Source organism: Candidatus Pelagibacter bacterium nBUS_49, assembly GCF_051200925.1.
GTDB lineage: Bacteria > Pseudomonadota > Alphaproteobacteria > Pelagibacterales > Pelagibacteraceae > Pelagibacter.
On the sequence record NZ_CP172837.1, the window covers coordinates 1,019,582 to 1,043,319 of the forward strand.

The 23,738-nt window shown below is 24.4% G+C and carries 19 protein-coding genes; 4 read left to right on the forward strand and 15 right to left on the reverse strand.

All coding sequences use genetic code 11. The features are described 5' to 3' along the window. The first annotated feature begins 1 nt into the window (after position 1). On the forward strand, positions 2-835 hold the full coding sequence (nadC, locus tag ACIJYF_RS05620; RefSeq protein WP_435115905.1) for a carboxylating nicotinate-nucleotide diphosphorylase: 834 nt from the start codon (positions 2-4) through the stop codon (positions 833-835). Here nadC and ACIJYF_RS05625 read toward each other — a convergent pair. Continuing rightward, positions 832-1,203: a phosphoribosyl-ATP diphosphatase gene (locus tag ACIJYF_RS05625; protein WP_435115907.1), complete on the reverse strand. Its 372-nt coding sequence runs from the start codon at positions 1,201-1,203 to the stop codon at positions 832-834. The genes nadC and ACIJYF_RS05625 overlap by 4 nt on opposite strands. Before the next feature lie 66 nt (positions 1,204-1,269). Between ACIJYF_RS05625 and fumC the strand changes: the two genes are divergently transcribed. Further along, positions 1,270-2,658: a class II fumarate hydratase gene (gene fumC / locus ACIJYF_RS05630; RefSeq protein WP_435115909.1), complete on the forward strand. Its 1,389-nt coding sequence runs from the start codon at positions 1,270-1,272 to the stop codon at positions 2,656-2,658. On the opposite strand, the gene ACIJYF_RS05635 is transcribed toward fumC, so the two are convergent. After that, entirely contained in the window at positions 2,646-3,905 is a 1,260-nt protein-coding gene (locus ACIJYF_RS05635) for a hypothetical protein (RefSeq protein ID WP_435115911.1), read from the reverse strand. The genes fumC and ACIJYF_RS05635 overlap by 13 nt on opposite strands. Positions 3,906-4,168: 263 nt before the next feature. Between ACIJYF_RS05635 and ACIJYF_RS05640 the strand changes: the two genes are divergently transcribed. Beyond that, a complete protein-coding gene (locus ACIJYF_RS05640; protein ID WP_435115913.1) occupies positions 4,169-6,205 on the forward strand; it encodes an ATP-dependent helicase in 2,037 nt (678 codons plus the stop codon). Beyond that, positions 6,202-7,896, forward strand: coding sequence for a M24 family metallopeptidase (locus tag ACIJYF_RS05645; RefSeq protein ID WP_435115915.1), 1,695 nt, complete (start codon positions 6,202-6,204; stop codon positions 7,894-7,896). Before ACIJYF_RS05640 ends, ACIJYF_RS05645 begins: the two co-directional genes overlap by 4 nt. Here the strand turns inward: ACIJYF_RS05645 and ligA are convergent. From ligA to ACIJYF_RS05710, 13 genes are all read right to left on the reverse strand, one after another. Then, positions 7,879-9,909 carry an NAD-dependent DNA ligase LigA gene (gene ligA, locus ACIJYF_RS05650; RefSeq protein ID WP_435115917.1) on the reverse strand — a complete coding sequence of 677 codons (2,031 nt, stop codon included), beginning with the start codon at positions 9,907-9,909 and terminating at the stop codon, positions 7,879-7,881. The two genes, ACIJYF_RS05645 and ligA, sit on opposite strands and share 18 nt — an antisense overlap. A gap of 1 nt (position 9,910) precedes the next feature. Next, on the reverse strand, positions 9,911-10,747 hold the full coding sequence (locus tag ACIJYF_RS05655; RefSeq protein WP_435115919.1) for an outer membrane protein assembly factor BamD: 837 nt from the start codon (positions 10,745-10,747) through the stop codon (positions 9,911-9,913). Positions 10,748-10,793: 46 nt separating this feature from the next. After that, on the reverse strand, positions 10,794-11,714 hold the full coding sequence (lpxC, locus tag ACIJYF_RS05660; protein ID WP_435115921.1) for a UDP-3-O-acyl-N-acetylglucosamine deacetylase: 921 nt from the start codon (positions 11,712-11,714) through the stop codon (positions 10,794-10,796). Positions 11,715-11,778: 64 nt separating this feature from the next. Further along, positions 11,779-12,474, reverse strand: coding sequence for a hypothetical protein (locus tag ACIJYF_RS05665; RefSeq protein WP_435115923.1), 696 nt, complete (start codon positions 12,472-12,474; stop codon positions 11,779-11,781). Beyond that, positions 12,467-13,135: a cell division protein FtsQ/DivIB gene (locus ACIJYF_RS05670; RefSeq protein ID WP_435115924.1), complete on the reverse strand. Its 669-nt coding sequence runs from the start codon at positions 13,133-13,135 to the stop codon at positions 12,467-12,469. Before ACIJYF_RS05670 ends, ACIJYF_RS05665 begins: the two co-directional genes overlap by 8 nt. Beyond that, positions 13,116-14,030: a D-alanine--D-alanine ligase gene (locus ACIJYF_RS05675; protein ID WP_435115926.1), complete on the reverse strand. Its 915-nt coding sequence runs from the start codon at positions 14,028-14,030 to the stop codon at positions 13,116-13,118. The genes ACIJYF_RS05670 and ACIJYF_RS05675 overlap by 20 nt, the downstream gene beginning before the upstream one ends. A 1-nt stretch (position 14,031) precedes the next feature. Continuing rightward, entirely contained in the window at positions 14,032-14,937 is a 906-nt protein-coding gene (gene murB, locus ACIJYF_RS05680) for a UDP-N-acetylmuramate dehydrogenase (protein WP_435115928.1), read from the reverse strand. Further along, on the reverse strand, positions 14,937-16,331 hold the full coding sequence (gene murC, locus ACIJYF_RS05685) for a UDP-N-acetylmuramate--L-alanine ligase (protein ID WP_435115930.1): 1,395 nt from the start codon (positions 16,329-16,331) through the stop codon (positions 14,937-14,939). Before murC ends, murB begins: the two co-directional genes overlap by 1 nt. Beyond that, positions 16,321-17,388, reverse strand: coding sequence for a UDP-N-acetylglucosamine--N-acetylmuramyl-(pentapeptide) pyrophosphoryl-undecaprenol N-acetylglucosamine transferase (locus ACIJYF_RS05690; protein WP_435115932.1), 1,068 nt, complete (start codon positions 17,386-17,388; stop codon positions 16,321-16,323). The genes murC and ACIJYF_RS05690 overlap by 11 nt, the downstream gene beginning before the upstream one ends. Before the next feature lies 1 nt (position 17,389). Continuing rightward, a complete protein-coding gene (locus ACIJYF_RS05695) occupies positions 17,390-18,517 on the reverse strand; it encodes an FtsW/RodA/SpoVE family cell cycle protein (protein WP_435115934.1) in 1,128 nt (375 codons plus the stop codon). Then, positions 18,507-19,808: a UDP-N-acetylmuramoyl-L-alanine--D-glutamate ligase gene (gene murD, locus ACIJYF_RS05700; RefSeq protein WP_435115936.1), complete on the reverse strand. Its 1,302-nt coding sequence runs from the start codon at positions 19,806-19,808 to the stop codon at positions 18,507-18,509. Before murD ends, ACIJYF_RS05695 begins: the two co-directional genes overlap by 11 nt. Beyond that, positions 19,808-20,893 carry a phospho-N-acetylmuramoyl-pentapeptide-transferase gene (mraY, locus tag ACIJYF_RS05705; RefSeq protein WP_435115938.1) on the reverse strand — a complete coding sequence of 362 codons (1,086 nt, stop codon included), beginning with the start codon at positions 20,891-20,893 and terminating at the stop codon, positions 19,808-19,810. Before mraY ends, murD begins: the two co-directional genes overlap by 1 nt. Then, positions 20,894-23,737: a UDP-N-acetylmuramoyl-L-alanyl-D-glutamate--2,6-diaminopimelate ligase gene (locus ACIJYF_RS05710; RefSeq protein ID WP_435115940.1), complete on the reverse strand. Its 2,844-nt coding sequence runs from the start codon at positions 23,735-23,737 to the stop codon at positions 20,894-20,896. Position 23,738: the final 1 nt, after the last annotated feature.

The window sequence follows — 23,738 nt, forward strand, 5'->3', positions numbered from 1 at the left end:
AGTGTCAAAAATAAAACTTAGCAAAGATTTTATACGTAATACAGTTAAGAGAGCACTAAATGAAGATCTCTATCCATCGGGAGACATTACCTCAAGCTTAGTTAAAAATAATAAAAACATTAAAGTCAAACTTCTTTCAAACGAAAATGCAATTGTTGGTGGTTTATTGTTTGCAAAACAAGCTTTTGATTTAGTCGATAATAAAATTAAATTTAATATTAAAAAAAAAGATGGATCAAATGTTAAAAAAGGCTCTTTAATTGCAACTATAGAAGGAAATGCTAAAAATATTTTAATTGCTGAAAGAGTTGCTTTAAATTTTTTATCACATATTTCAGGAATTGCCACAAAGACAAATAGATTTGTAAAACTTGCTGGAAACAAATGTAAAATTTGTTGTACCCGTAAAACTATTCCAAACATAAGAGTTATTCAAAAATATGCAGTGAAATTAGGTGGGGGTACTAATCATCGATTTAATCTAAGCGATGAATTTTTAATCAAAGATAATCATATTGCTTCATCAAATATTAAAAATTTAGTTGCTCTTGCTATTAAAAATAAAAAGGGCCGAAAAATAACAGTTGAAGTTGATAATTTAAAACAACTCAATGAAATAATGGGTCTAAAATTTAATACTGTTTTATTTGACAATATGTCAGTTAAAAATCTGAAAAAAGGTGTCAAGATTGCTAAAAAATATTACACAACTGAAGCTTCAGGAAATATTAATTTAAAAATAGTTAAAAAAGTTTCTAAAACAGGAATAGACAGAATTTCAGTTGGAAGCATAACTCACAGTGCCAATGCTATAGATTTTAAATTAGAAATCTAAGATACAAATTTTGACAAATCAGGTTTAAAATAATTTGGACCCTTCATTACTTTTCCTGATTCATTATAAATTGGCTCTCCATTTTCACCCAATTTACTCATGTTAGAATTTTGAACTTCATCGAAACATGTATCTAAATCAATACCAAAGGCATGACCAGCACCATATGTTACATACAAAATATCAGTAAGAGCATCAGCTACCTCCAATAAATCATTATTTTTCATTGCTTCTTGAAGTTCTTCTAATTCTTCTTTTATTAGATCTATTCTTAATTTGTTGATTTTATCACTACTAAATGAAGGTTTTGTTTTGACCTCTTGGCCAAAAGTTTTCATAAAAATTCCAACTTTATTAAAATTCGACATTTTGCTCCTGTAAGTTTTTTTTAAATTATTGTATGTTATAATTATTTATTACTTACAAATTAATCAATGAAATTAAGAAAAGAATTCGACAGTATTGGAAGTGTAAATGTTCCTAATGATAAATATTGGGGAGCATCCACTCAACGATCTAACAAATTTTTCAATATTGGTAAAATATTGGTAAATATTTCGATAATTAAATCTATAGCAATAATTAAAAGATCAGCAGCAATTGTTCATGCTAAAGATAAATTAATTAGCAATAAAATTTCAAAGGCGATTATCAAAGCTTCAGATGAAGTTATTAAAGGAAAATTAGATGAAAATTTTCCTTTAAAAGTATGGCAAACAGGTTCTGGAACTCAAACAAACATGAATGTTAATGAGGTAATTGCTAATCGTGCGATAGAAATTTTAGGTGGCAAAAAAGGAAGTAAAAAACCAGTTCACCCCAATGATCATGTAAATAAATCACAATCAACAAATGATGTTTTTCCAACTGCAATGCATGTCTCTGTTGCGAAAGAAACGATAAGCAAATTATTACCTAATTTAAAACTTTTAGAAAAAGAATTAAAAAAAAAATCTAATGAATTTAAGAGTATAGTAAAAATTGGAAGAACACATCTTCAAGATGCAACACCACTTTCTCTTGGACAAGAATTCTCTGGATACCACGTACAAGTTAAGAAAAGTATTGAACGAATAGAATATGCATTAAAGGAAATTTTGTATCTTGCGCAAGGTGGTACAGCTGTAGGCACTGGCATAAATTCTAGAAAGAATTTTGATAAAAAAATAGTTAAAGAAATTGCTAAATTTACAAAAATCCCTTTCAAACCAGCTGCAAATAAATTTGCTGAACTTGCAGCTCATGACTCGATTGTTAATTTTTCAGGAACATTAAATACATGTGCTGTAGCTTTAATGAAAATTTCAAATGATATTAGATTTTTAGGATCTGGTCCTAGAGCAGGTTATGGTGAACTTATATTACCTGAAAATGAACCTGGCTCTTCAATTATGCCAGGAAAAGTAAATCCTACTCAATGTGAAGCTGTTACAATGGTTTGTGTTAAAGTGATTGGTAATCATAATGGTATTACTATTGCAGGATCTCATGGGCATTTTGAATTAAATGTTTTTAAACCTTTAATTGCTCATAATATCTTGCAATCAATAGATCTAATAGCTGATAGCACTAAAAATTTTGCCCAATATTGTGTAAAAGGAATAAAAGCTAATAAGAAAAAAATCCAAGAACACCTAGATAATTCTTTAATGCTGGTAACAGCATTGGCACCACATATTGGTTATGATAATGCTGCAAAAATTGCAAAAACTGCTTTAAAAAATAATACTACTTTAAAACACGAAACATTAAAGACGGGATTAATTAATCAAAACGATTATGAAAAAATAGTTGATCCTAAAAAAATGATTTATCCAGCATAACTTTTAATTGATTTATTCAACAAATTTTTAAAATAAATCTTATTTTGCAAACTATTCTCTTTTAGATTAATTTCATTCAGATTATTAAGAAAATTTTTATCAGTTACACCATCAACTTTGATATCATTTATATTTAAAATTTTTTCATCAAATAAATAAGTAAAGTTAATGTTCATTTTATTGATTTTTTTTCTTAAATTTTTAGGAGTAATTAGAAATTTATATATTTCGTCTAAATTAATTAATTTGATTTCAGAGTTGGCATCTAAAACTAATTTTCCATTTTTTAAATATATTAAACTATCGGTTAAACTAATGTTTGCATGATTTTTCCAACTAAATTTGGTTTGATCTAAATCAATTAATCCTTCTTGAATTTTTAAATTTAAAAAAATATTTGTAAAACTATCAAAATTTTCTGTTTTATTTGCAGAAACATTTAAATTAAAATCAACATTTTTATTATTCAATATTTCAGTTTTTAAAAGTTGTTTAATTATAGCATTATCCGAGAATAAATGAGAAAAATCTATTGTATTAGCAGATCCCATTAAATAAGAATGAAATGGTCTAAAATTTAATTTGCCATTGTAAGAAAATTTTGATTTTTGAGCTTTATCAAATAATTTGAATTCAAAATTATTTTTACTTACCTTATATTCAGCAATACTTTTTGAGTTTAAAAAATTAAATTCTGATAACCCTAATTTTAATTCTTCTCCATATGAAAATTGATTTTCTAGGTGAAAATTTAAACTTCCTATATTTATTTTTGAATTAAGTTTTTTTTCTTCTTGATTATTAGATAATTCCATTAAATATGGTAAATTAAAAATATTATTTTTTGAAAAAAGTATATTTTTAAACTCTTTGGGATCATAAATATATTTTGCACTTTCAATATGATTAATAAACAAAACATCATTCTCTAAATTTTTATAAAATATATTACTATCAAGTATCTCAAGTTTAATATCTTCAAAATCACTATCCAAAAGTTTTATAAAGAAATCATAATTATTTTTATTAAGATTAAAGTTTGCTTCTTCTATTACTACATTCTTTATTTTCATATTTTTTAGAGAGAATAGACTTTCTAAAGAAACATAAATTTTTAATTTATTTATTTCAGAGATTTTATTTTCATTAATTTTTACTGAAGATTCGATTGTTACAAAGTGTGGTCTTGGTAAAAATTTATAATCTAATTTTTTTTTAAAATTAAACTCTAGGTTTAATTTATCCAATAGATTTGTTTTTAATTCGACTGAAACTTGATTTTTATTAAAAATATTTGGTATTGAAAGGTATGAAAAAAATAAAATAACCAATAAAACAATAGTTAAAAAGACTTTGTTATTTGTTAATATGTTTTTTAAATTAGCGGCGTTTAATTTGTTTAAATTTCTACTTAATAGACTATTTATAAACTTGTTAATCTTTAATAAAAATCTGAAGAAATAATTATGTTTGCTCATAAAACAATGAAAGTTATAAAGAAATATTTTAAATGATAAACTCTGATTATTTAAAAAACCTAAATAATGCTCAAAAAGAAGCGGTATTATGTTTAGAAGGACCATTATTAATAGTTGCGGGTGCTGGATCTGGAAAAACTAAGGTTTTAACCTCAAGAATTGCACACATTATTAAAGAAAAGAAAGCATTTCCTAACCAAATTTTGTCAGTAACTTTTACCAATAAAGCTGCAAAAGAAATGCAAACAAGAGTGGGTAAAATGCTTGGTTCTGCTGCAACTGGTCTTTCTTGGCTTGGAACCTTTCATTCAATTTGTGCAAAAATATTAAGAAAACATGCGGCAGCAGCAAATTTAAATTCAAACTTCACCATTATAGATACTGATGATCAAACAAGACTTATCAAAAATATTTGTAAAAGTGAAAATATTGACATCAAACAATTGGCACCTAGATTTATTTTAGCAATAATCGATCGATGGAAAAATAAAGGGTATTACCCATCTGAAGTTATGGTAAATAAAAAAGATATTTATGAAAAAACTATACTTCCTTTATATAAAATCTATCAACAAAAATTAATAGATTTAAACTCATGCGATTTTAGTGATTTAATTTTACATACTGTAAAAATTTTAGAAAATTATCCTGATATAAGAAAAATTTATACAACAAACTTTAAATATATTTTAGTAGACGAATACCAAGACACTAATTTTATTCAGAGTAAATGGTTAAATTTATTGTCTGAAAAAAATAAAAATTTATGTTGTGTGGGAGATGATGATCAATCAATTTATAGTTGGAGAGGAGCAGAAATTAAAAATTTTTTAGAGTTTGATCAAGTATATAAAAACACAAAAGTAATACGGCTTGAACAAAACTATAGATCTTCTCAAAATATTTTATCTGTTGCTTCAAATCTTATCTCAAATAATCAAAATAGAGTTGGTAAGACACTTACAACTACTATGGAAGAAGGAGATTTGGTAAAATTAAATTGCTTTAAAAATGGTAAAGATGAGGCGATTGGAATTTCAGATGAGATAGAAAAAAAATTAAAAAAGAAATATTCATTTAATGAAATGGCTATATTAGTTAGGGCCATATTTCAAACTAGAGAATTTGAAGAACGATTCCTTAAAATTGGTATGCCTTACAGAATTTTAGGAGGAACGAAATTCTATGAAAGAGCTGAAATTAAAGATTGTGTTGCCTACTTAAGGTTAATTCATCAAGAAAAAGATGATCTTGCTTTTGAAAGAATTGTTAACAATCCTAAAAGATCAATTGGAGATACTACTTTAAAAACTGTTCATGAATTTGGCAAAGAAAATAATTTAAGTTTAGAGTCTGCTGCTAATAAAATGCTTGAACAAAATTTAATTAAACCAAAAACAAAAATAGGTCTTAGTTTTTTTCTTAACGCATTAAATAAGTGGAGAAATGATCTTAATATTAAAAAAGTTAATCATATTAAATTACTTCAAATAGTTTTAGACGAATCTGGTTACTCAGCAATGTTAAAAAATAAAAAAGATTTAGACAATGAAAACAGATTAGAGAATATTAAAGAATTATTAAGCGCAATGAAAGAATTTGATAATTTAGAAAGTTTTTTAGAACATGTTTCTTTAGCTACTTCAATTGATCAAGAATGGGATGGTGAAAAAATTAATATGATGACTATGCACGCAGCAAAAGGCCTTGAGTTTGACGTAGTTTTTCTTCCTGGTTGGGAAGAAGGTCTGTTTCCTCATCAAAAATCAATTGAAGAAAAAGGGCAAAATGGATTAGAAGAGGAGCGACGTTTAGCTTATGTCGGAATTACAAGGGCTAAAAAGAAAGCAATAATCTCTTTTTCAATGAACAGATTTTATCAAGGTGACTGGATTGATAGCATGGCCTCAAGATTCATTGAGGAGTTGCCAGAAAAACATTTAGAAAAAAATTCTTTTTTTGAGGAAGAAGTTGACGATGATCAAGATTTTGATTTTAATCAAGACTTTGAAATCGAAGAAGGAACAAGAAGTCCTGGATGGATAAGATATCAAAAGAGAATTAAATGAACAAAGAAGTAAAAGAGTTAAGAAAAAAATTTAAAAAATACGATATAGATGGATATGTTGTGCCTAAAAATGATGATTATTTTACTGAATATTCAAAAATAAATAGATTAAAAATTATTTCAAATTTTAGTGGCTCTGCAGGTTTGGCAATTATTTTAAAAAATAAGAACTATTTATTTACAGATGGTAGATACACTATTCAAAGTGAAATGGAGAGTGGAAAATATTTTAAAATTGTTAGTTACGAAAAAATAATAAATTGTAATTTATTCAAAAATTTAAGATTGGGTTTAGACCCAAAACTATTTACTCATCAACAAATAAAAAATTATTTTTTAAAAAATAATCAAACTAAATTTATATCCAATAATTTAATTGATGAAATAAAAAATAAAAAAATTGGTAAAAGTGCTGCTTTTTTTTCACTCAAAGATGAAATTGTTGGAGAAAATAGAAAATCAAAAATTAATAAAATTGTAAATTACCTAAAAAAAAATAAAGCTGATAATTTATTTGTAACTGCTCCAGAAAATGTAGCTTGGATTTTAAATATTAGAGGTAACGATAGTCCAAATAGTCCTGTACCAAATTCAAGATTAATCATTCATAAATCAAAAAAAATATTTTTAATAGCAGAACCTCATAAAGCTAAAAGATTAATAAAAGAAAAAATAATTAACAAAGATCAATTAGTATCTACTAAAAATTTACCAAAAAAAATTTTTTCTTTAAATGGTAAAAATTTTATAATTGATAATAAATCTTGTTCAGCTTTTTATGAAAAAATTATTAAATCTAAATTTAAAATTATAAAAAGAGAAGACCCCACTTATTTTTTTAAAGCTATAAAAAATAATACTGAAATTGATAACATGATTAGTACTCATGTTATAGATGGTGTGGCATTAACGAAATTTATTTATTGGATTAAAAAAGTTAATAAAAAAAAGATTACAGAAGTTGATGCTCAAATAAAATTAGAAAAATTTAGAAAAAAAAGTAAGAAATATTTATATCCAAGTTTTGAAACAATTGCAGGAGCGGGCAAAAATGGTGCCATTGTTCATTATAGAGCTAAAAAAGGTAGTTGTAGATCAATAAAAAAAAATGATATATTTTTATGCGACTCTGGTGGTCAGTATAAATATGGAACTACTGATGTCACCAGAACCATCTGTTTTACAAAACCAAAACCAAGTATCAAAAATATTTACACCAAAGTATTAAAAGGGCACATAGCTGTAGCAAATACAAACTTAAAGCTCGACAATACTGGTATAAAAATCGACCGGAGAGCTAGAAAATATTTAAATGAAAGTAAATTAGATTATGCTCATGGAACAGGACATGGTGTTGGTTTCTTTTTAAACGTTCACGAAGGACCTCAATCAATTTCCAAATTAAATAAAGTTAAAATCCAAGAAGGTATGATTTTAAGTAATGAGCCAGGTTTTTATAAAAAAAATTCATATGGTATCAGAATAGAAAATCTTGTTTTTGTTAATAAAATAAAAAAGAAAATATGCTTTGAAAATTTAACTCTTGTTCCAATAGAAAAAGATTTAATTAATTTTAATCTTTTAACTAAATTAGAAAAAAATTATTTATTTAGATATCATTTAGATGTGTATTCAAAACTTTCAAAATATCTTTCTTATAATGAGAAAAAATGGCTAGCTAGTTATATTTAGCAATTTCAAAAACTGACTTTGATTTAATATGGTAATTTTAAATTCTATAGCTTTATCGACTTTCTTTTTAGTTGGTTTGTCTCCAATTATTAAATAATCTAATTTTTTACTTACAGTGCTTACTGAAGATCCAGAATTTTCTTCTATCAAAGATTTTACTTCTGCTCTACTGATTCCATTGAGTTTTCCAGTCACCATAAATGTTTTTGCATTTAATAATCCATTTTTATTTTTTGTTGTTATATTCTTTACCACTAAAATTTTTTGTAAATCTTTTAAAATATTTAGATTAACTTTATTATTAAAAAAATTTTTAACTGACTGTAACTGAGTTTCTCCAATTCCATCAATATTCAATATATCATCTGAATTTATTTCGTTAGAAAAATTAATGAAATTATAAAATGATTTAAAATATTTTGATAAAATTTTTGCATTTTCTAAACCAATATGCCTGATACCTAGTGAATAGATTAATCTTTCTAAAGAAATATTCTTCCTTTGATTAATAGAATATCTTAAATTTTCCATTGATTGTTTACCCCAACCTTCAAGATTTTCTATTTTTTTAAAATCTAAATTGAATATATCTTGTGGTAATTTTATTAAATTGAGTTTCCAAAAGTTTTCTACTATTTTTTTACCAAAGCCTTCAATATTTAAAGCTTCTTTAGAAACAAAATGTTTTAACTTTTCTATTGCAATTTTCTCACAATCGTATCCTTCACTAGAACACCTTCTAACTGCATCCTCTTTTTTTGTAACATTATTGAATTCTTTAATTGTTTTAGAGCCACAAGAGGGACAATTTTTTGGAAAAATAAATTGTAATGATTTTTTATCTCTCTTAGTTTTATCGACTGAAAGGATATGGGGTATTACATCACCAGCTCTCTCGATAGTTGCTAAATCTCCAATTCTTATATCCTTTCTATCAATTTCATCTTCATTATGTAGAGTTGCATTAGATACTACTACTCCTCCAATATTGATTGGTTTAATTTTTGCAACTGGCGTTAATGCTCCGGTTCTTCCTATTTGAATTTCAATATTTAGAATTTTAGATATAGCTTTATTTGAAGCAAATTTATGAGCGATAGCCCACCTAGGTGAATTTGCAACATTTCCAAGTCTTTTTTGAAGTTCAAAGTCATTAATTTTATAAACTATACCATCAATATCAAAATCAATTTTTGCTCTATCTTTTTCTATCTTTGAATAATTAATCAATAAATTATCGACACCTGTAACTAATTTATTTAATGGATTTGTTTTAAAACCCCAATCATCTAAATTTTTTAAAAAATCTGTTTGATTTTTTGCCTTGAGACCCTTTTCATAACCAAACGTATAAGCAATAAATTTTAAAGGAATCTTTTTTGTATCCTCTGGATTTTTTTGTCTTAATGATCCAGAGGCTGCATTTCTTGGGTTTGCAAATTTTTCTTTTAAATTTTCAAAGTCACTATTTTGTATATAAACTTCACCCCTAACATCAATCTCTTCAGGAAAATCTTTTGATTTAATTTTTTTTGGAATATCATTAATTGTTGCTAGATTGGCTGTTATATCTTCACCTTCTTTTCCATCCCCTCTTGATAATCCAATTTTAAATTCACCATTTTTATAAATTAACGATGCTGAGATACCATCAATCTTTGGTTCTGCGCTATAAGATAAAATAAAATCCTTATTTTTAGATAAAAAATTAAAAATTTTTTTTTCAAAATTAATTAAATCTTCTCTTCCAAAAGCATTTGCCAAAGATAACATGGAAATTCTATGTGAAACTTTTTTAAAATTTTTTGAAGGCTTGTATCCAATTTTTTTTGAAGGAGAATTTTTTGAAAATAAAAATTTATAATTCTTTTCTAGTAATAAAATTTCCTTCCTAAGTTTATCATAATCATTGTCATCTACAATTGGGTTATTTTTATCAAAGTAATTTTTGTTATATTCAGTAAGTAGTTTTATTTTTTTTTTATACTGAAGTTCTATTTGATTTTTCTTCATCTCAATTAAATAGAGATTTTACTTTTTGAAGTATCTTATTTTTATCATTTTTTATAACAGTTTCTTTTTCTTTATATGAGGCATTAAACAGTTTGTAGCTTTTTTTATACCACTCTGATGAATTATAATTATATCCTAGAAGTTGAGCATATTTTTTTGACTCAGCCTCTAAACCTAAAATATAATACATCTCTACTAATCGATAAAGTGCTTCTTCTGTATAAATTGTTTCATTGTAGTTATTAATTACATTTAAAAATCTATTAATTGATGCAATCCATTTTTTTTTATCAAAATAATACCGGCCGATATACATTTCTTTTGATGCTAAAATTTGATCAATTAAATCTAATTTAAATTTTGCGTCCAGTGCGTATTCAGTTTTTGGATATTTATTAGCGACTATTAGAAAATTTTTTTTCGCTTCCATCATTGATTGAAGATCTTTTTCTTCATTAACTATTTGTTCATAATAAGATGTTCCCAATAAATAATATGCATAATCAAGATTTTTATCGTACGGGTAAATTTTAATAAATCTATCTAGTTCAGCAATAGCATCAATATAATAATCTTGGCTATAATAGGCATAAGCTGCCATTAATGCAGATTTTGGTGCCCATGTCGATTGAGGGAATAAAATTTCTGCCTCATTAAATTTTTTTGCTGCAAAAAGAACATCTCCACTCTCTAAAGATTCTAATCCCTCTTGATAAGCTTCCAAAACTTGTAAATCTAAATTTTTTTGATTTATTTGTGATTCTTTTATTTTATCTTTTGAACATGCATTAATAAAAAAAATTACTAATATCAAAAAGATAATTTTATAATTATACATTGGTAATATATACTTTTTCTAAACTTAAATTTAAAGTTATCTTTAATTAAGCTATAGATTTTAATATATTTCTATTTATTAAAGTGTGTGGTAAGTTTTTTTCTTTTATTTCAAGAATAGAAAAATTTTCTTTATTTTCAAATACTTTTCTAAGCAACTGATTAGTTAAATAATGGCCACCTTGAGAACATTTGATTTTAGCAATCATTCTGTAACCAGATGTATAAAGATCTCCAATGCAATCAAGTATTTTGTGATTAACAAATTCTTTATTGTTTCTCAAACCTTCTGGGTTTAAAATTTCATCATCTTTTACTACTATTGCGTTTTGTAAACTTCCACCTTTTGCTAGTCCATTTTTCTTAATTAATTCAATATCTTCAAACAAGCAAAATGTTCTAGAGTTATAAACATCAGTTAGATCATCTTCAAAAACTTTAACTATATTTTTTTGATTACCAATTATAGGATTTTTGTACTTAAGCTCAAAATCTATGTCTAAGCTTAAGGTAGATGGCTCTATTGAAATAAATCTTTCTCCATCAGTAAATTTAATATCTTTGTTAATTTTGATAATTTTAATTGGAGACTCACTTACTACTAATCCAGAAGTAATAATTTTTTCAATAAATTCTTTTGCAGATCCATCCAAAATTGGAACTTCTTCATTATCTATTTCTATTAATGCGTTATCAATTCCTAATCCAAATAATGCTCCCATCAAATGCTCAATTGTTGAAACTTTAACTCCAAATTCATTTTCAATAGTTGTGTTTAGTGAAGTGTTAGTGACATTCATAAAATTTGGGTAAACTAAGTTATTTTCATTAAAATCAACTCTTTTAAAAACTATACCAAAATTAGGCTCAGCTGGCTTAACACATATATTTACATCTAATCCACTATGTAATGCGATGCCACTAAACGAAACATTATTTTTAATTGTTTTTTGAGTTAAATAAGACATTCAAGTGTTTTAATTAATTTTTAATAAACTTTGAAAACAACAAATATTACTAGAAAAAACACTTTTAACTAAATAGTTGAAAAAATTTTTCGAAAAAACCTTTATTTTCAACACTTTTAGAAACTAATTGAACTTCATTTTTATTCAAACCATTGTTCAGTTTATTTGCCATGATAGATAGCTCAGTTGAGTCGTCACCAATGTAGTTTTTAATATACTTGCATGACATATAACGACTAATCTTGATTTGGTGACTTTCTAACAGCTTATCAAAATAAAAAGTGAAGTTATTAGTAATGGATATAAAATTTATCTCTAAAAACATATAATCATCATTTTTGTTATCATTATTTAATAAAAAGTTACTTTCATTTTTATCATTATCAACAACAATCATATGCATAATAATTTGATCTTGATAATTTTCTCTAAAAATATCTTTAACTTCTACTAAGCTATTTTCAAAATGTTTTTGATCTATATTTTTTTCATAATTTTTTTTTTTTAATGAAATACCTACATCTAAAACTTTATCATCTTCTATAATTAAAATGATATTTCTAACAAATTTTTTTATCATTTTTTCAATTTTATAAATATTCTCATCAAGAAATTTTGAAAGAGTATTTAATTCTATTTCATCGATATTCTTTATTTCTTCATTATATAAATTCTTTAAATGATTTTTATCATAAACAAATATTTGATATCTGTTTTTAGAAATATATAGAAAAATTTCAAAATCTGTATCTTCAATCATTTAAAATAATTTGATTTTTAATTCTTGCATCTATAAATTTATTATCATCCAAAAAATCTATTGCTAACTTAAGGGCAAGATTAGTATTTTCATTTGGTAATTTAATTATAGTATTATCTCTTAATTCTAAATCCCATCTTTTAGATGGAAAAAAAAATAAATTTTTTATCTTTGAGTATGAAATTTTAGATTTATCAATAATTTCTTTAATATAAAAAAAATCAATAACCTCTGGATTGCCAAAAATATAGGGTAATTGATTATCTAAAAAATCATTTTTTATAAATTTGCCGTTAGAACCTATATAAAAAATTTGACCATTTTTATTTATTTTAGCTAAAAATTTAGTCTTCTCTATATTTATATCTATTGATGACGGATATCTTTTAAAAACAGTATAATTTTCTACTAAGGGATTTGATTTAATTTCATTCGTTAAATCAATCTTACTGATTAAAAAAATATTATTTAAACTAAAATTTTCTATTTGTTTAAGTAAAATTAATTTATCCTTTATATCTAATCCATTAATATTAATATTAATATTAATATTATTGATGTTTCGTAACGTTAAACTATTAAAATTTAAATTATTTATTGAGCCAACTACTAGTAGTAAAAAAAAATATATTAAAATTTTTTTACTTTTTCGTTGTTGCATCTTTTAAAATCCACTCAATTAGTTTTATAAAGGATATTCCTTTATATTTTGCTATTTCTGGAACAAGAGACAATCTTGTCATACCTGGTTGAGTATTAATCTCTAGTAGATAAAACTTATTTTTATAAAATTTAAAATCTGATCTAGTAACCCCATTGCAACCTATAATTTTGTGAGCTTTAAGTGATAAATCCATTACCTCAATTAATTTATTTTTTGAAAGCTTGACTGGAATAATATGTTGAGTTTTTGCATTTGCACTGTACTTAGCTTTGTAATCATAAAATTTTCTTTTTGGTTTAAGCTCTATTGCTCCTAATTTTTTATTACCCATAATTGCAACTTGAATTTCTCTTCCACCAATAAATTCTTCGATCATTATCTCTTTATAAATTTTCATTGAACTTAAAATTCTTGAAATATTTTTTTTTGTACAAATAAAAACATTTACACTTGAACCTTCATTAATTGGCTTAACTACAACTGGAAATTTTAACTTCTTTTCAATATTTTTTATTAAATCAAAATTATTTTCTTCATAAGAATATTTAATATATTTTGGGGTATTAATTTTATTTTGTATAAAAATTTTTTTAGATATTGCTTTATCCATTGCTAATGAAGAAGCAATGACTCCAGAATGAGTGTAAGGTATTTTAAACCCTTCCAAAATAGTTTGTATATAACCATCCTCACCAAACTGTCCATGTAAAGCATTAAATATAACATTAGGTTTAAATTGATTAATATTTTTTGACAAACTGCCATCAGGTTCAGAAATTTTTACTTTGTAACCATTTTTTTTTAACTCTTTTGCAACTTGTAAACCTGTATCAAGACTAATTAATCTTTCTTTTGAAATTCCACCAGCAAGTATTAATATTTTTTTTTTCAATTTACTCTAAAATTTTTATTTCAGTTTGCAATTTTACACCAGTTTTTTTTAAAACACTTTCAGACACAAATTCTATTAATTTTTTCATATCATCAAATTTAGCATTACCTTTGTTTATAAAAAAATTACAATGTTTTTCAGAAATACCAGCATCCCCAAATGATTTTTCTAGAGGAACTGACTCTTTTATTAATTGCCAAACTTTTTTATCTGATTGACCTAATGGATTTTTAAAAGTGCTTCCACTTGTTTTAATTTTTGTAGGTTGTGCTTTTTCTTTTTTTTCTTTTAATTCTATCATTTCTTTCTTAATCAAATCTGATTTTTTCCTAAAACCTTTAAAAGATGCACTTAAAAAAATTAAATCATTTGGTAATCCACTATCTCTATATTTAAAATCAATTTCTTTTGCTGGAATTGTAACAACTTGTCTTGATTTATTTATAGCTTGTACTGAGATTAGGATGTCTTTAAATTCTCTTCCAAAACAACCGGCATTCATTTTTATACCTCCTCCAACTGTACCAGGTATACAGGATAAAAATTCAAATCCTCCCAAACTATTATCCATTGCAAATTCTGAGAGTGATTTATCGCTAACGGCACTTCCAGCAATAATTATGTCTTCTGATAGTAGGGAAATATTATTAAAATTATTTGATAACTTTATTACAACACCATCATAAGTTTTGTCAGTAATAAGAGTATTTGAGCCACCACCTAGAATAAATATTTTCTCCTTATTTTTTATTAATTTTAAAAATTTAATTAATTCTTTCAAATTTTCAGCTTTATAGAAAATTTTAGCATTACCACCTATGTTAAACCAATTCTTTTTTTTTAAATTATAATCAAATTTAATATTTTCATTAAATTCTGATAACAAATCATTTTGGTTAATGCTCATTATAAATATTTAGGCATTTCTCTCATCCAAGTTGAGATTGTCCCCGCACCCATTCCAATAACTATTTTTTTCCCATAAATATTATTTTTAATATATTTAGCTAATTGAAATCTATCATCTGCTAAAAATAGTTTTACTTTTGAGTTTTTGATTATTTCTCTTGCAAAATTTTCATATTTAAAACCTAATGATATTTTTTCTCCTGCTGTATAAATTGGAAGTAAGATTACTTTATCTGCATTTTTAAATGCATAAGTAAAATCTTTTTTTAAGTCTTTTAACCTTGATATTCTGTGTGGTTGAAAAATACATATTTTTTCATATCCCTTATAAACTTTATGTACTCCTTCTAACACAAATTTGATTTCAGTTGGATGATGGGCATAGTCATCATAAAAGTCAACTTTATTAAATGTGAAAATTTTATTAAATCTTCTTTGAACACCCTTAAAGTTTTTTAATCCTTTTTTAATACTTGAAACTGTTAATCCAACTGTAATAGCCAAAGCTGAGGCTGCAACTGAATTTCTAATATTGTGTATTCCTAATAAAGGTATTTTAATTTTTTTAATTAATTTTTTTTTTATATTTGGCAAAATTATCTTTAAATCAAACTCGGAATAGTCTTTTGATTGTTTAATATTTCTAATACAAAAGTTTGATTTTGTATCTGTTCCATATGTATAAAAATTTTTATTACTTAGTCTCTTAATCAAATTTTTATTATTCTTATCATCAATACAAATAAAAGATTTTCCAAAGGATGGAACTTTTTTTATGAATTTAATAAAATAATTATTTAACTCATCCATAGAACTATAAAAATCCATATGCTCTCTATCTATGTTGGTAATTATCGAATATGTTGGTGGAACGTGAACAAAACTACCATCAGATTCGTCAGCTTCTAAGATAGACCAGTCACTTTTACCAAGTTTTGCAGTATTGTTGATAGAATTTATTACACCTCCATTAATAATAGTTGGATCTATTTTGGTTTCTTGGAAAATCGAAGCTATTAGTGATGTCGTAGTTGTTTTTCCGTGAGAGCCAACAACTACAATATTTTTTGTTAAAGAAACAATATTAGCCAGCATTTCTCCTCTTTTATAAATCGGTAGTTGTTTTTTATTTGCTTCTATTAATTCAGGGTTATTTTTTTTAATTGCAGAAGAAACTACTACAATTGTTGCTTTGTTAATATTTTGCTTTTTATGTCCAATTGTAATCTTAATTTTATCTTTTTTTAATCTCTCAATATTTTTGTTGCTTGCAATATCACTGCCCTGAACTTTAAATCCTTTACCCTTCATAATGAGAGATAATCCACTCATACCTATTCCACCAATTCCAATAAAATGAATAATTTCTGATTTTGCTAATTTAATTTTCATTAATAATATTTAATAAATTTTGATTAACATTATTCCAGGTATTTTGATAATTTAATTTTTCTAAATTATTTTTTTTTATAAGTATTTCATCTTTATTACTCAATATATTTAATAACAAATCTTCAAATTTTTTTTTATCAAAATCAATTTGATCAATAACCCAGCAACAATCTTTATTTTTATAATAATTAGCATTTTCTAATTGATGGTTATCATTAGAACTTGGTAATGGGATGGCAATAAATGGTTTTTTAGATAAAGAAATTTCAGCTAAACTAGAGGCACCAGATCTTGTAATACACAAATCAGCTTGATCTATTAATAAATTAAGATTTTGATCATAACTGAAAACAGTATTATCAATCTTATTTTCTAAATATAAATTTTTGAGATTTTTTATGTTTTTTTGATTTGTTTGATGAATTACCTTTAAAGTTTTAAACTTCGAAATTTTAATAATTGACTCATGCAAAATTTTATCAAATATTTGTGCACCTTGACTCCCTCCTATTATCATTAAAGTAAATTTATTATTATTATTTTCTATTGATTTTTTATTATAATATTTTTTTCTTATTAGTGGATTTATAATATTTAATTTATTTTTATATTTTTTTGGAAAATTAATAATATTCTCTGAATAACATATAATTTTTTTAGAAAACTTAAGAAAAAATTTATTTGCCCTTCCAATAACCATATTAGGTTCTAGCAAATAAATTTTTATATTTAATATCCAAGCTGCTATACATAATGGTAGTGACATATACCCGCCAGTGGAAATAAGAATTCGAATTTTTTCTTTTTTTAATATTGCCAATGATTTTAAAACTAAAAAAAATACTTTTAAAATTGATAATGGAAATAAAATTATATTATTTAACTTGGGTGTATCAATAACTATTATCTTATAAAATTTATCATCAAGATATTTAAGACCTCTAACATCACTTGAAATTGATATATCATAATTTTCCTTTAAATGATCATGGATTGTAATTGCAGGAATAACATGGCCACCAGATCCTCCAGTAGAAATTAAAATCTTACCTTTCATTTTAATTTTCTATTTTTCTTTTTGTTAAATTTAAGATTATGCCTGATATTATTGAGATACTTATTATTGAAGAACCTCCATAACTCAAAAATGGTAAAGTCATACCTGTGGTGGGAAACAATCTGATATTAACACCTATATGAATAGTTGCTTGCATTAAAATTAAGCTCACACATCCGATTAAAACAAGTTTAATTTTATCATCTTTTTCAAAATTTATTTTTTTAAAAACCATATAAATAAAAATTAAAAATAATAATAATATTAATATTATGGCAACAACACCAAACTCTTCAGAAATTACAGAGATTATATAATCAGTGTGTGCTTCTGGTACTCGATTTTTTAAAGTTCCTTCACCAATTCCTTTACCAAAGAAACCGCCACTAGTAATGGACTCGATAGCTTTGTCAGATTGAAAATTATGTGTTCCTGTATCTCTATTAAAAAAAGAAAAAATCCTACTTTGAATATAATCAAACTTAGGTACGTACATAATTAAGTAAGTTAATAAAATTAAAGCAATAGTGGAAAGACTAAAAAGTAAAAAGATGTTTACTCCAGATGTAAAAATTAAAACTGCCCAAGAGAAAATAACAAGAAGAGTTTGACCTATATCTGGTTGCATTATAAGAAACAAAACAATTATAGATACTAAGACTATTGATAATAAATATTTTAAATAAATATTTGAAGTTCTTACACTACATAAAATAGTTGAAATCATGATAATGAAAAATGGTTTTAATAGTTCAATGGGTTGAAATCTTGGTAAAAAAAATAAATCTATCCATCTTTTTGATCCCTTAACTTCAACACCAATAATGGGGACTAAAAGTAAAGCAACCAAAGTAATAAAAAAAAGAAAATGAGAGTAATGAAATAATTGGTTAGTTTTTAAAGAAGAAAAAATAAAAATTATAAATATGCCAATTAAAATATAGATTAAATGCTTAAAAAAAAAGAAGTAGCTATTTGTTTCTAATTTATCAGAAGCAATTAATGATGTAGAAACTAATGAGAAAAAAAGTCCAATTAAAAATAATAAACTAATAAGTAAAAATATCGATTTGTCTATATTCTTCCACCATTGATAATAAAATTTATATAAAAAAATACTATTTTGCATTAAGAAATTTTTTAATTAATTGATTAAAATATTTTCCCCTATCTTCAAAATTTTTAAAACTATCAAATGATGCCCCAGCTGGACTGAAGAGTATGATATTTTTTTTTAACTTCTTATTTTTTAAATCAGAAAATATTTCTTTTAATATATCTTTTAAATATTTTAAATGATTGATATGAATTTTATTTCTAATATTTTTTTTAAATTCTTTATAGTGGTTACCAAATACAAACGTTTTAAAATTCTTACAATGTATTTTAGATAAATTTAATTTATCACCTTTTTTGGGGATACCACCTAAAATCCAATAAACATTTTTTAAATTTTTTAACAAATTTTCTGATGAGGCAAAACTTGTTGATTTCGAATCATTAATTATTGTTAAATTTTTATTTTTATAGATAATTTGTTGTCGATATTTTAATCCTTTAAATCTATTTAAAGTTTTAATTAATATTTTATTATTTAAATTTAATTTTTCTGAAATCTTTAAAATAAATGATAGATTTTCTAAGTTACCTGCAGATAAGAAGTATTTATTTTTGATTATTTTAATTATTGTATTAGCTTTTTTTAAATCAACTTTAATAATCTTTGGATTATATCTTTTGCTATTTAACTTTTTATTTATTAGTACGTCATTTTTTTTTACAAATGCTATAGAATCTCTAGATTGTGAATTTAATAGCTTAAATTTCGCACTTATATAATTTTTTAAGTTTCTATGTCTTTCTATGTGATCAGGACTAATATTTAGTATTGCTGAATATTTTGAAGTAAATAATTGACTATAATCTAGTTGATATGATGAAGCTTCAACCACAAAAATAGTATTTTTGTTAATTTTTTTTTCACATAATACTGGATTTCCAATGTTACCAACTAATCTACAATCATACTTTTGATCTGACAAAACCTCATGTAATATTTTAGCAGTGGTTGATTTTCCATTTGTTCCTGTGATAGCGATGCATTTATTTTTGTAAAATGTGTAGAATACATCTAAATCAGTATAAATTTTAGATTTATTCTTTTTAAGAAATTTAGATAATTTACATTTTAAAACATTTATTCCGGGGCTGATAATGACACTATCAAACTTAATTTTAGATGTTGCCTGAATGTTTTTTAGCCTTTGATTTGATTGATTTTCAAATTTTTTTTTTAAATCATCATCAAATAAATATACTTTAGCTTTATTTTTTAAAAACTTATATGAAGCAATTCCACTTTTTCCCAAACCATAGATTAATATTTTTTTTTCTAAAAAAATATTTTTATCTTCAATCATTATCTTAATTTTAAAGTGGCCAAACCTATCATTGCTAAAATGATTGAAATGATCCAAAACCTAATAACCACAGTTGACTCTGGCCACCCTTTTTTTTCAAAATGATGATGTATTGGTGCCATTTTAAAAATTCTTTTTCCAGTTAATTTAAAAGAAATTACTTGTACCATTACCGAAACAGCCTCTAGAACGAATAACCCACCTGTAATCGCTAATACTATTTCATGTTTTGTAATTATTCCAACAGCACCTAAAGAGCCTCCAAGCGCTAAAGAGCCTGTGTCTCCCATAAAAATTTTAGCAGGTGGAGCATTAAACCATAGAAACCCTAAACATGATCCTATGATTGCACCACAAAAAATTGAGACCTCACCAGTACCTTCAATGTATGGAATTTGTAAATAATCAGAAAAAACAATATTTCCAGTTACATAACTTATAAATGCAAAACAACCTGCAACTAAAATTACAGGGACTGTAGCTAATCCATCAAGTCCATCTGTTAAATTAACTGCATTTGATGAACCTACAATTACAAATACAGAAAAAGGTATAAAAAACCACCCTAGATTAATTATTAAATTTTTAAAAAATGGAAAATATAAATTTGTAATTTCTTGATAATCAACAAAATAAAGAAATAAACTAGTTCCAAATATAGCTAATATAACTTGTGATAATATTTTAAATTTAGATGAAATTCCTGAAGAATTATTATGTTTTATTTTTTTATAATCATCAAAGGCTCCAAGTAAACCAAATGAAATGGCAATGTAGATACAAAATAAAATACTTGTGTTTGATAAATCCCCCCAAAATAATACAGAAAGTAGTAATCCAAACAAAATGATTACTCCTCCCATAGTTGGAGTACCAATTTTTTTTATAATATGATCTTGTGGACCATCATCACGTATAGGATTAACAATTTTTTTATTTGAAAAAAAATTTATAAAAGGTCCACCAATTAACAAAACTATAATTAATGAAGTAAATAAGGATAGCCCTGTTCTAAAGGTAATGTATTTAAAGACGTTTAAAAACCCAAAGGTATCAACAAAATTAAGTAAAAACTGATAAAGCATTTATTTCTCTCCTTTAATTTCGCTTATTATTCTATTGAATCCTGTCGCATTTGAGCCCTTAATCATAAGATAATCATTATTATTTAAATCATTTTTAATCAAATCAATAATTTGTGAGTTGTTATTCAACACCATGCCTCTTTTCTTTTTTAAAACAGAATTGTATGTAAATAAAACTTTATTTCCTTTTACAAAGACTTTGTCTATTTTTGTGTTATTGATTATTTTTCCTATAGTTTGATGAAGCTTTTTTGAATGTTTTCCAAGTTCTAACATATCACCCAATAATAGATATTTTTTTTCTTTGTAAATTTTAATTTTATCAAAATTTAAAATTGCAGATTTAAGAGACAACGGGTTTGAATTATAACTTTCATCTACCAGATTTAATTTTTTATTATTAATCTCAATTTTAGCAATATCTCCTCTACCTTCTGGTGTTTTAAATCCCATAAAAATATTTTTTTTCAATTTAGATATATCTATAAAAATACTCATTACAGCTAAAGTAGCTAAAATATTTAAGATGTTATTTTGAAAATTATTAGAAATAAAAAAATATGTTTTTAAATTATTAACTCTAATTGTTGCTTTAAACTTGTTAGTAATTTTTTTAATACTTACTAATTTTATATTGGCATTTTGATTATCAATACTAAATGATAAAATTCTAAGTCTTCTTTTTTTTGCTATTCTTTTAAGCAAAGTATAAAAATTATCATCTGCGTTTAGGACAATAACTCCATTAATTTTTGTATTATTAATTATTTCTGATTTTGCTAAAGCAATTTGTTTTATATTTTTAAAATTCTTAGCGTGTGCATAATTAATATTGGTAATCACACTAACATCTGGTTTTACAATTTTAGATAAATAATCAATTTCACCCTTTTTATCCATCCCAATTTCTAAAACTCCATAATTATTTTTTTGATTTAAATTAAAAAGACTTAATGGAACTCCATACTTATTATTATAAGATTTAGGTGAAATACCAACTGTGGATATCTGTTTCAATGAATTACCCAATAACTCTTTTAATGTAGTTTTTCCACAACTTCCCGTTATAGCAATAATTTTTGTTTTTATATTTTCTCTATACAGCTCAGAACTTTTTGTTAAAAATTTTAAAGAGTCTTTGCTTTTAATTTGACGAGAAATATTTAATTTTTTTTCAATTTTATTGACTACTGCAATTGATGCTTTTTTCTTGAAAGCTTCACTTATAAATTTGTTACCATCATTTTTTTTTCCCTTAATTGCAAAAAAAATATCATTTTTTTTTATTTCTTTTGAATTAATTCTAGCTTTCTCCAAAAAGATTTGGTTAGATATTTTTTTTTCTGCACTAAGCTCGTTAATTATATTAACCTTTAAATTATTTGATAAATTTGAATTTTTAATTTTGATTGCATCAAGGATATTTTTTTTATCTGAGAAAAAAATTTTTTTTACACCAATTTCTTGAATTTTTTCGTGACCTTTTCCAGCTACAAGTAAAATCTCACCTGTATTTAAGTTTTTTATTGCCTCTGTAATTGCTTTAGCTCTATTAGAATATTCCAATACTTTTTGTTTTTTTATTCCCTTTTTGATGTCTTTTCTTATTTTACTAGGCTGTTCTAGTCTTGGATTATCATCAGTAAGATAAATTTTATCTGAAAAAAGATCAGCAATTTTACCCATTTTAGCTCTTTTATTTTGATCTCTATTTCCACCACAGCCAAATACTAGTGTTATTTTTTTTCCCGGAAATTGTTCTTTTATATTTGTAAGACAAGTTTTTAAAGCATCTGGCGTATGTGCATAATCTAAGATTACCTTTGAGTTATTTTTTATTTTACCAACTTTTTCAAATCTTCCCTCTACAGACTTAATTTTTGGTATTACACTAAGTATGTCTTTAATATTGATACTGCTTTTAATTGAGGCAATGACTGCCATTAATACATTTTTAAATTGAACTTTTCCAATCAGATTAAGTTTAATTTTATGAATTAAATTTTTATATTTTATCTCCAACAATTGAGACTCTCCCTGATATTGATGAGATAAAAATTGAAAATTATTTTTATTATCTAATAATGAAAAAAGATTTAAATTTTTATTGTTTGCTATATCTTTTATTTTTTTGAATTCTGGTATTTGTTCATCGGTTATTATATTGCCTCTTTTTTTGATTAATTTTTCAAATAGATATAGTTTTGCTTTTAAATAATTTTTTGTATTTTTATGATAATCCAAATGATCTTGTGATAAATTTGTAAATATTCCTGTATTAAACAATAAGCCATCTAGCCTGTTTTGACTTAGACCATGACTAGATGCTTCCATAATAACATTGTTAATATTTTGTTTTTTTAATTTATTTAAAATTTTACTTAATTGAATTGGATCTATAGTAGTATTAGATAAATCTTTTTTATATTTTCTTGATTTAACACCCAATGTTCCAATAGAAGCAACTTTTTTATTATTCAAATCTAATATTTGATAATAAAAATCGGCAATAGAAGATTTTCCATTTGTACCTGTAACTGCGATAATATTATTTGGTATTTTATTATTAATTTTAAATGATATTTCGGCTAATAATTTTCTAATTTTATTTGAGTAAATAAATAAAATACCATTTTTTAGTCCATTAATTTTTTTTTCAGTTACTACTATTTTTGCACCGTTAGATATTGCAGATAGTATAAAGTCATTTCCATCTATTTTATTTCCTTTAATTGCAAAAAAAATATTATTTTTTTTTATTTGAGTGCTGTCAAAAGAAATTCCTGAAAAAAAAAATTTTTTATAGGTTGCTTGAATGTTTTGAAAATAATCGCCTAGGAGCATA

Bases quoted from the DNA above. Each gene is read 5' to 3' on its own strand.
- ACIJYF_RS05670 (WP_435115924.1), bottom strand. From the start codon at position 13,135: ATGCAACAACGAAAAAGTAAAAAAATTTTAATATATTTTTTTTTACTA.
- ACIJYF_RS05695 (WP_435115934.1), bottom strand. From the start codon at position 18,517: ATGCAAAATAGTATTTTTTTATATAAATTTTATTATCAATGGTGGAAG.
- ACIJYF_RS05665 (WP_435115923.1), bottom strand. From the start codon at position 12,474: ATGATTGAAGATACAGATTTTGAAATTTTTCTATATATTTCTAAAAAC.
- ACIJYF_RS05645 (WP_435115915.1), top strand. From the start codon at position 6,202: ATGAACAAAGAAGTAAAAGAGTTAAGAAAAAAATTTAAAAAATACGAT.
- lpxC (WP_435115921.1), bottom strand. From the start codon at position 11,714: ATGTCTTATTTAACTCAAAAAACAATTAAAAATAATGTTTCGTTTAGT.
- ACIJYF_RS05710 (WP_435115940.1), bottom strand. From the start codon at position 23,737: ATGCTCCTAGGCGATTATTTTCAAAACATTCAAGCAACCTATAAAAAA.
- ACIJYF_RS05640 (WP_435115913.1), top strand. From the start codon at position 4,169: ATGATAAACTCTGATTATTTAAAAAACCTAAATAATGCTCAAAAAGAA.
- murC (WP_435115930.1), bottom strand. From the start codon at position 16,331: ATGAAAATTAAATTAGCAAAATCAGAAATTATTCATTTTATTGGAATT.
- ACIJYF_RS05625 (WP_435115907.1), bottom strand. From the start codon at position 1,203: ATGTCGAATTTTAATAAAGTTGGAATTTTTATGAAAACTTTTGGCCAA.
- fumC (WP_435115909.1), top strand. From the start codon at position 1,270: ATGAAATTAAGAAAAGAATTCGACAGTATTGGAAGTGTAAATGTTCCT.
- ACIJYF_RS05690 (WP_435115932.1), bottom strand. From the start codon at position 17,388: ATGAAAGGTAAGATTTTAATTTCTACTGGAGGATCTGGTGGCCATGTT.
- ligA (WP_435115917.1), bottom strand. From the start codon at position 9,909: ATGAAGAAAAATCAAATAGAACTTCAGTATAAAAAAAAAATAAAACTA.
- mraY (WP_435115938.1), bottom strand. From the start codon at position 20,893: ATGCTTTATCAGTTTTTACTTAATTTTGTTGATACCTTTGGGTTTTTA.
- murB (WP_435115928.1), bottom strand. From the start codon at position 14,937: ATGAGCATTAACCAAAATGATTTGTTATCAGAATTTAATGAAAATATT.
- ACIJYF_RS05655 (WP_435115919.1), bottom strand. From the start codon at position 10,747: ATGTATAATTATAAAATTATCTTTTTGATATTAGTAATTTTTTTTATT.
- murD (WP_435115936.1), bottom strand. From the start codon at position 19,808: ATGATTGAAGATAAAAATATTTTTTTAGAAAAAAAAATATTAATCTAT.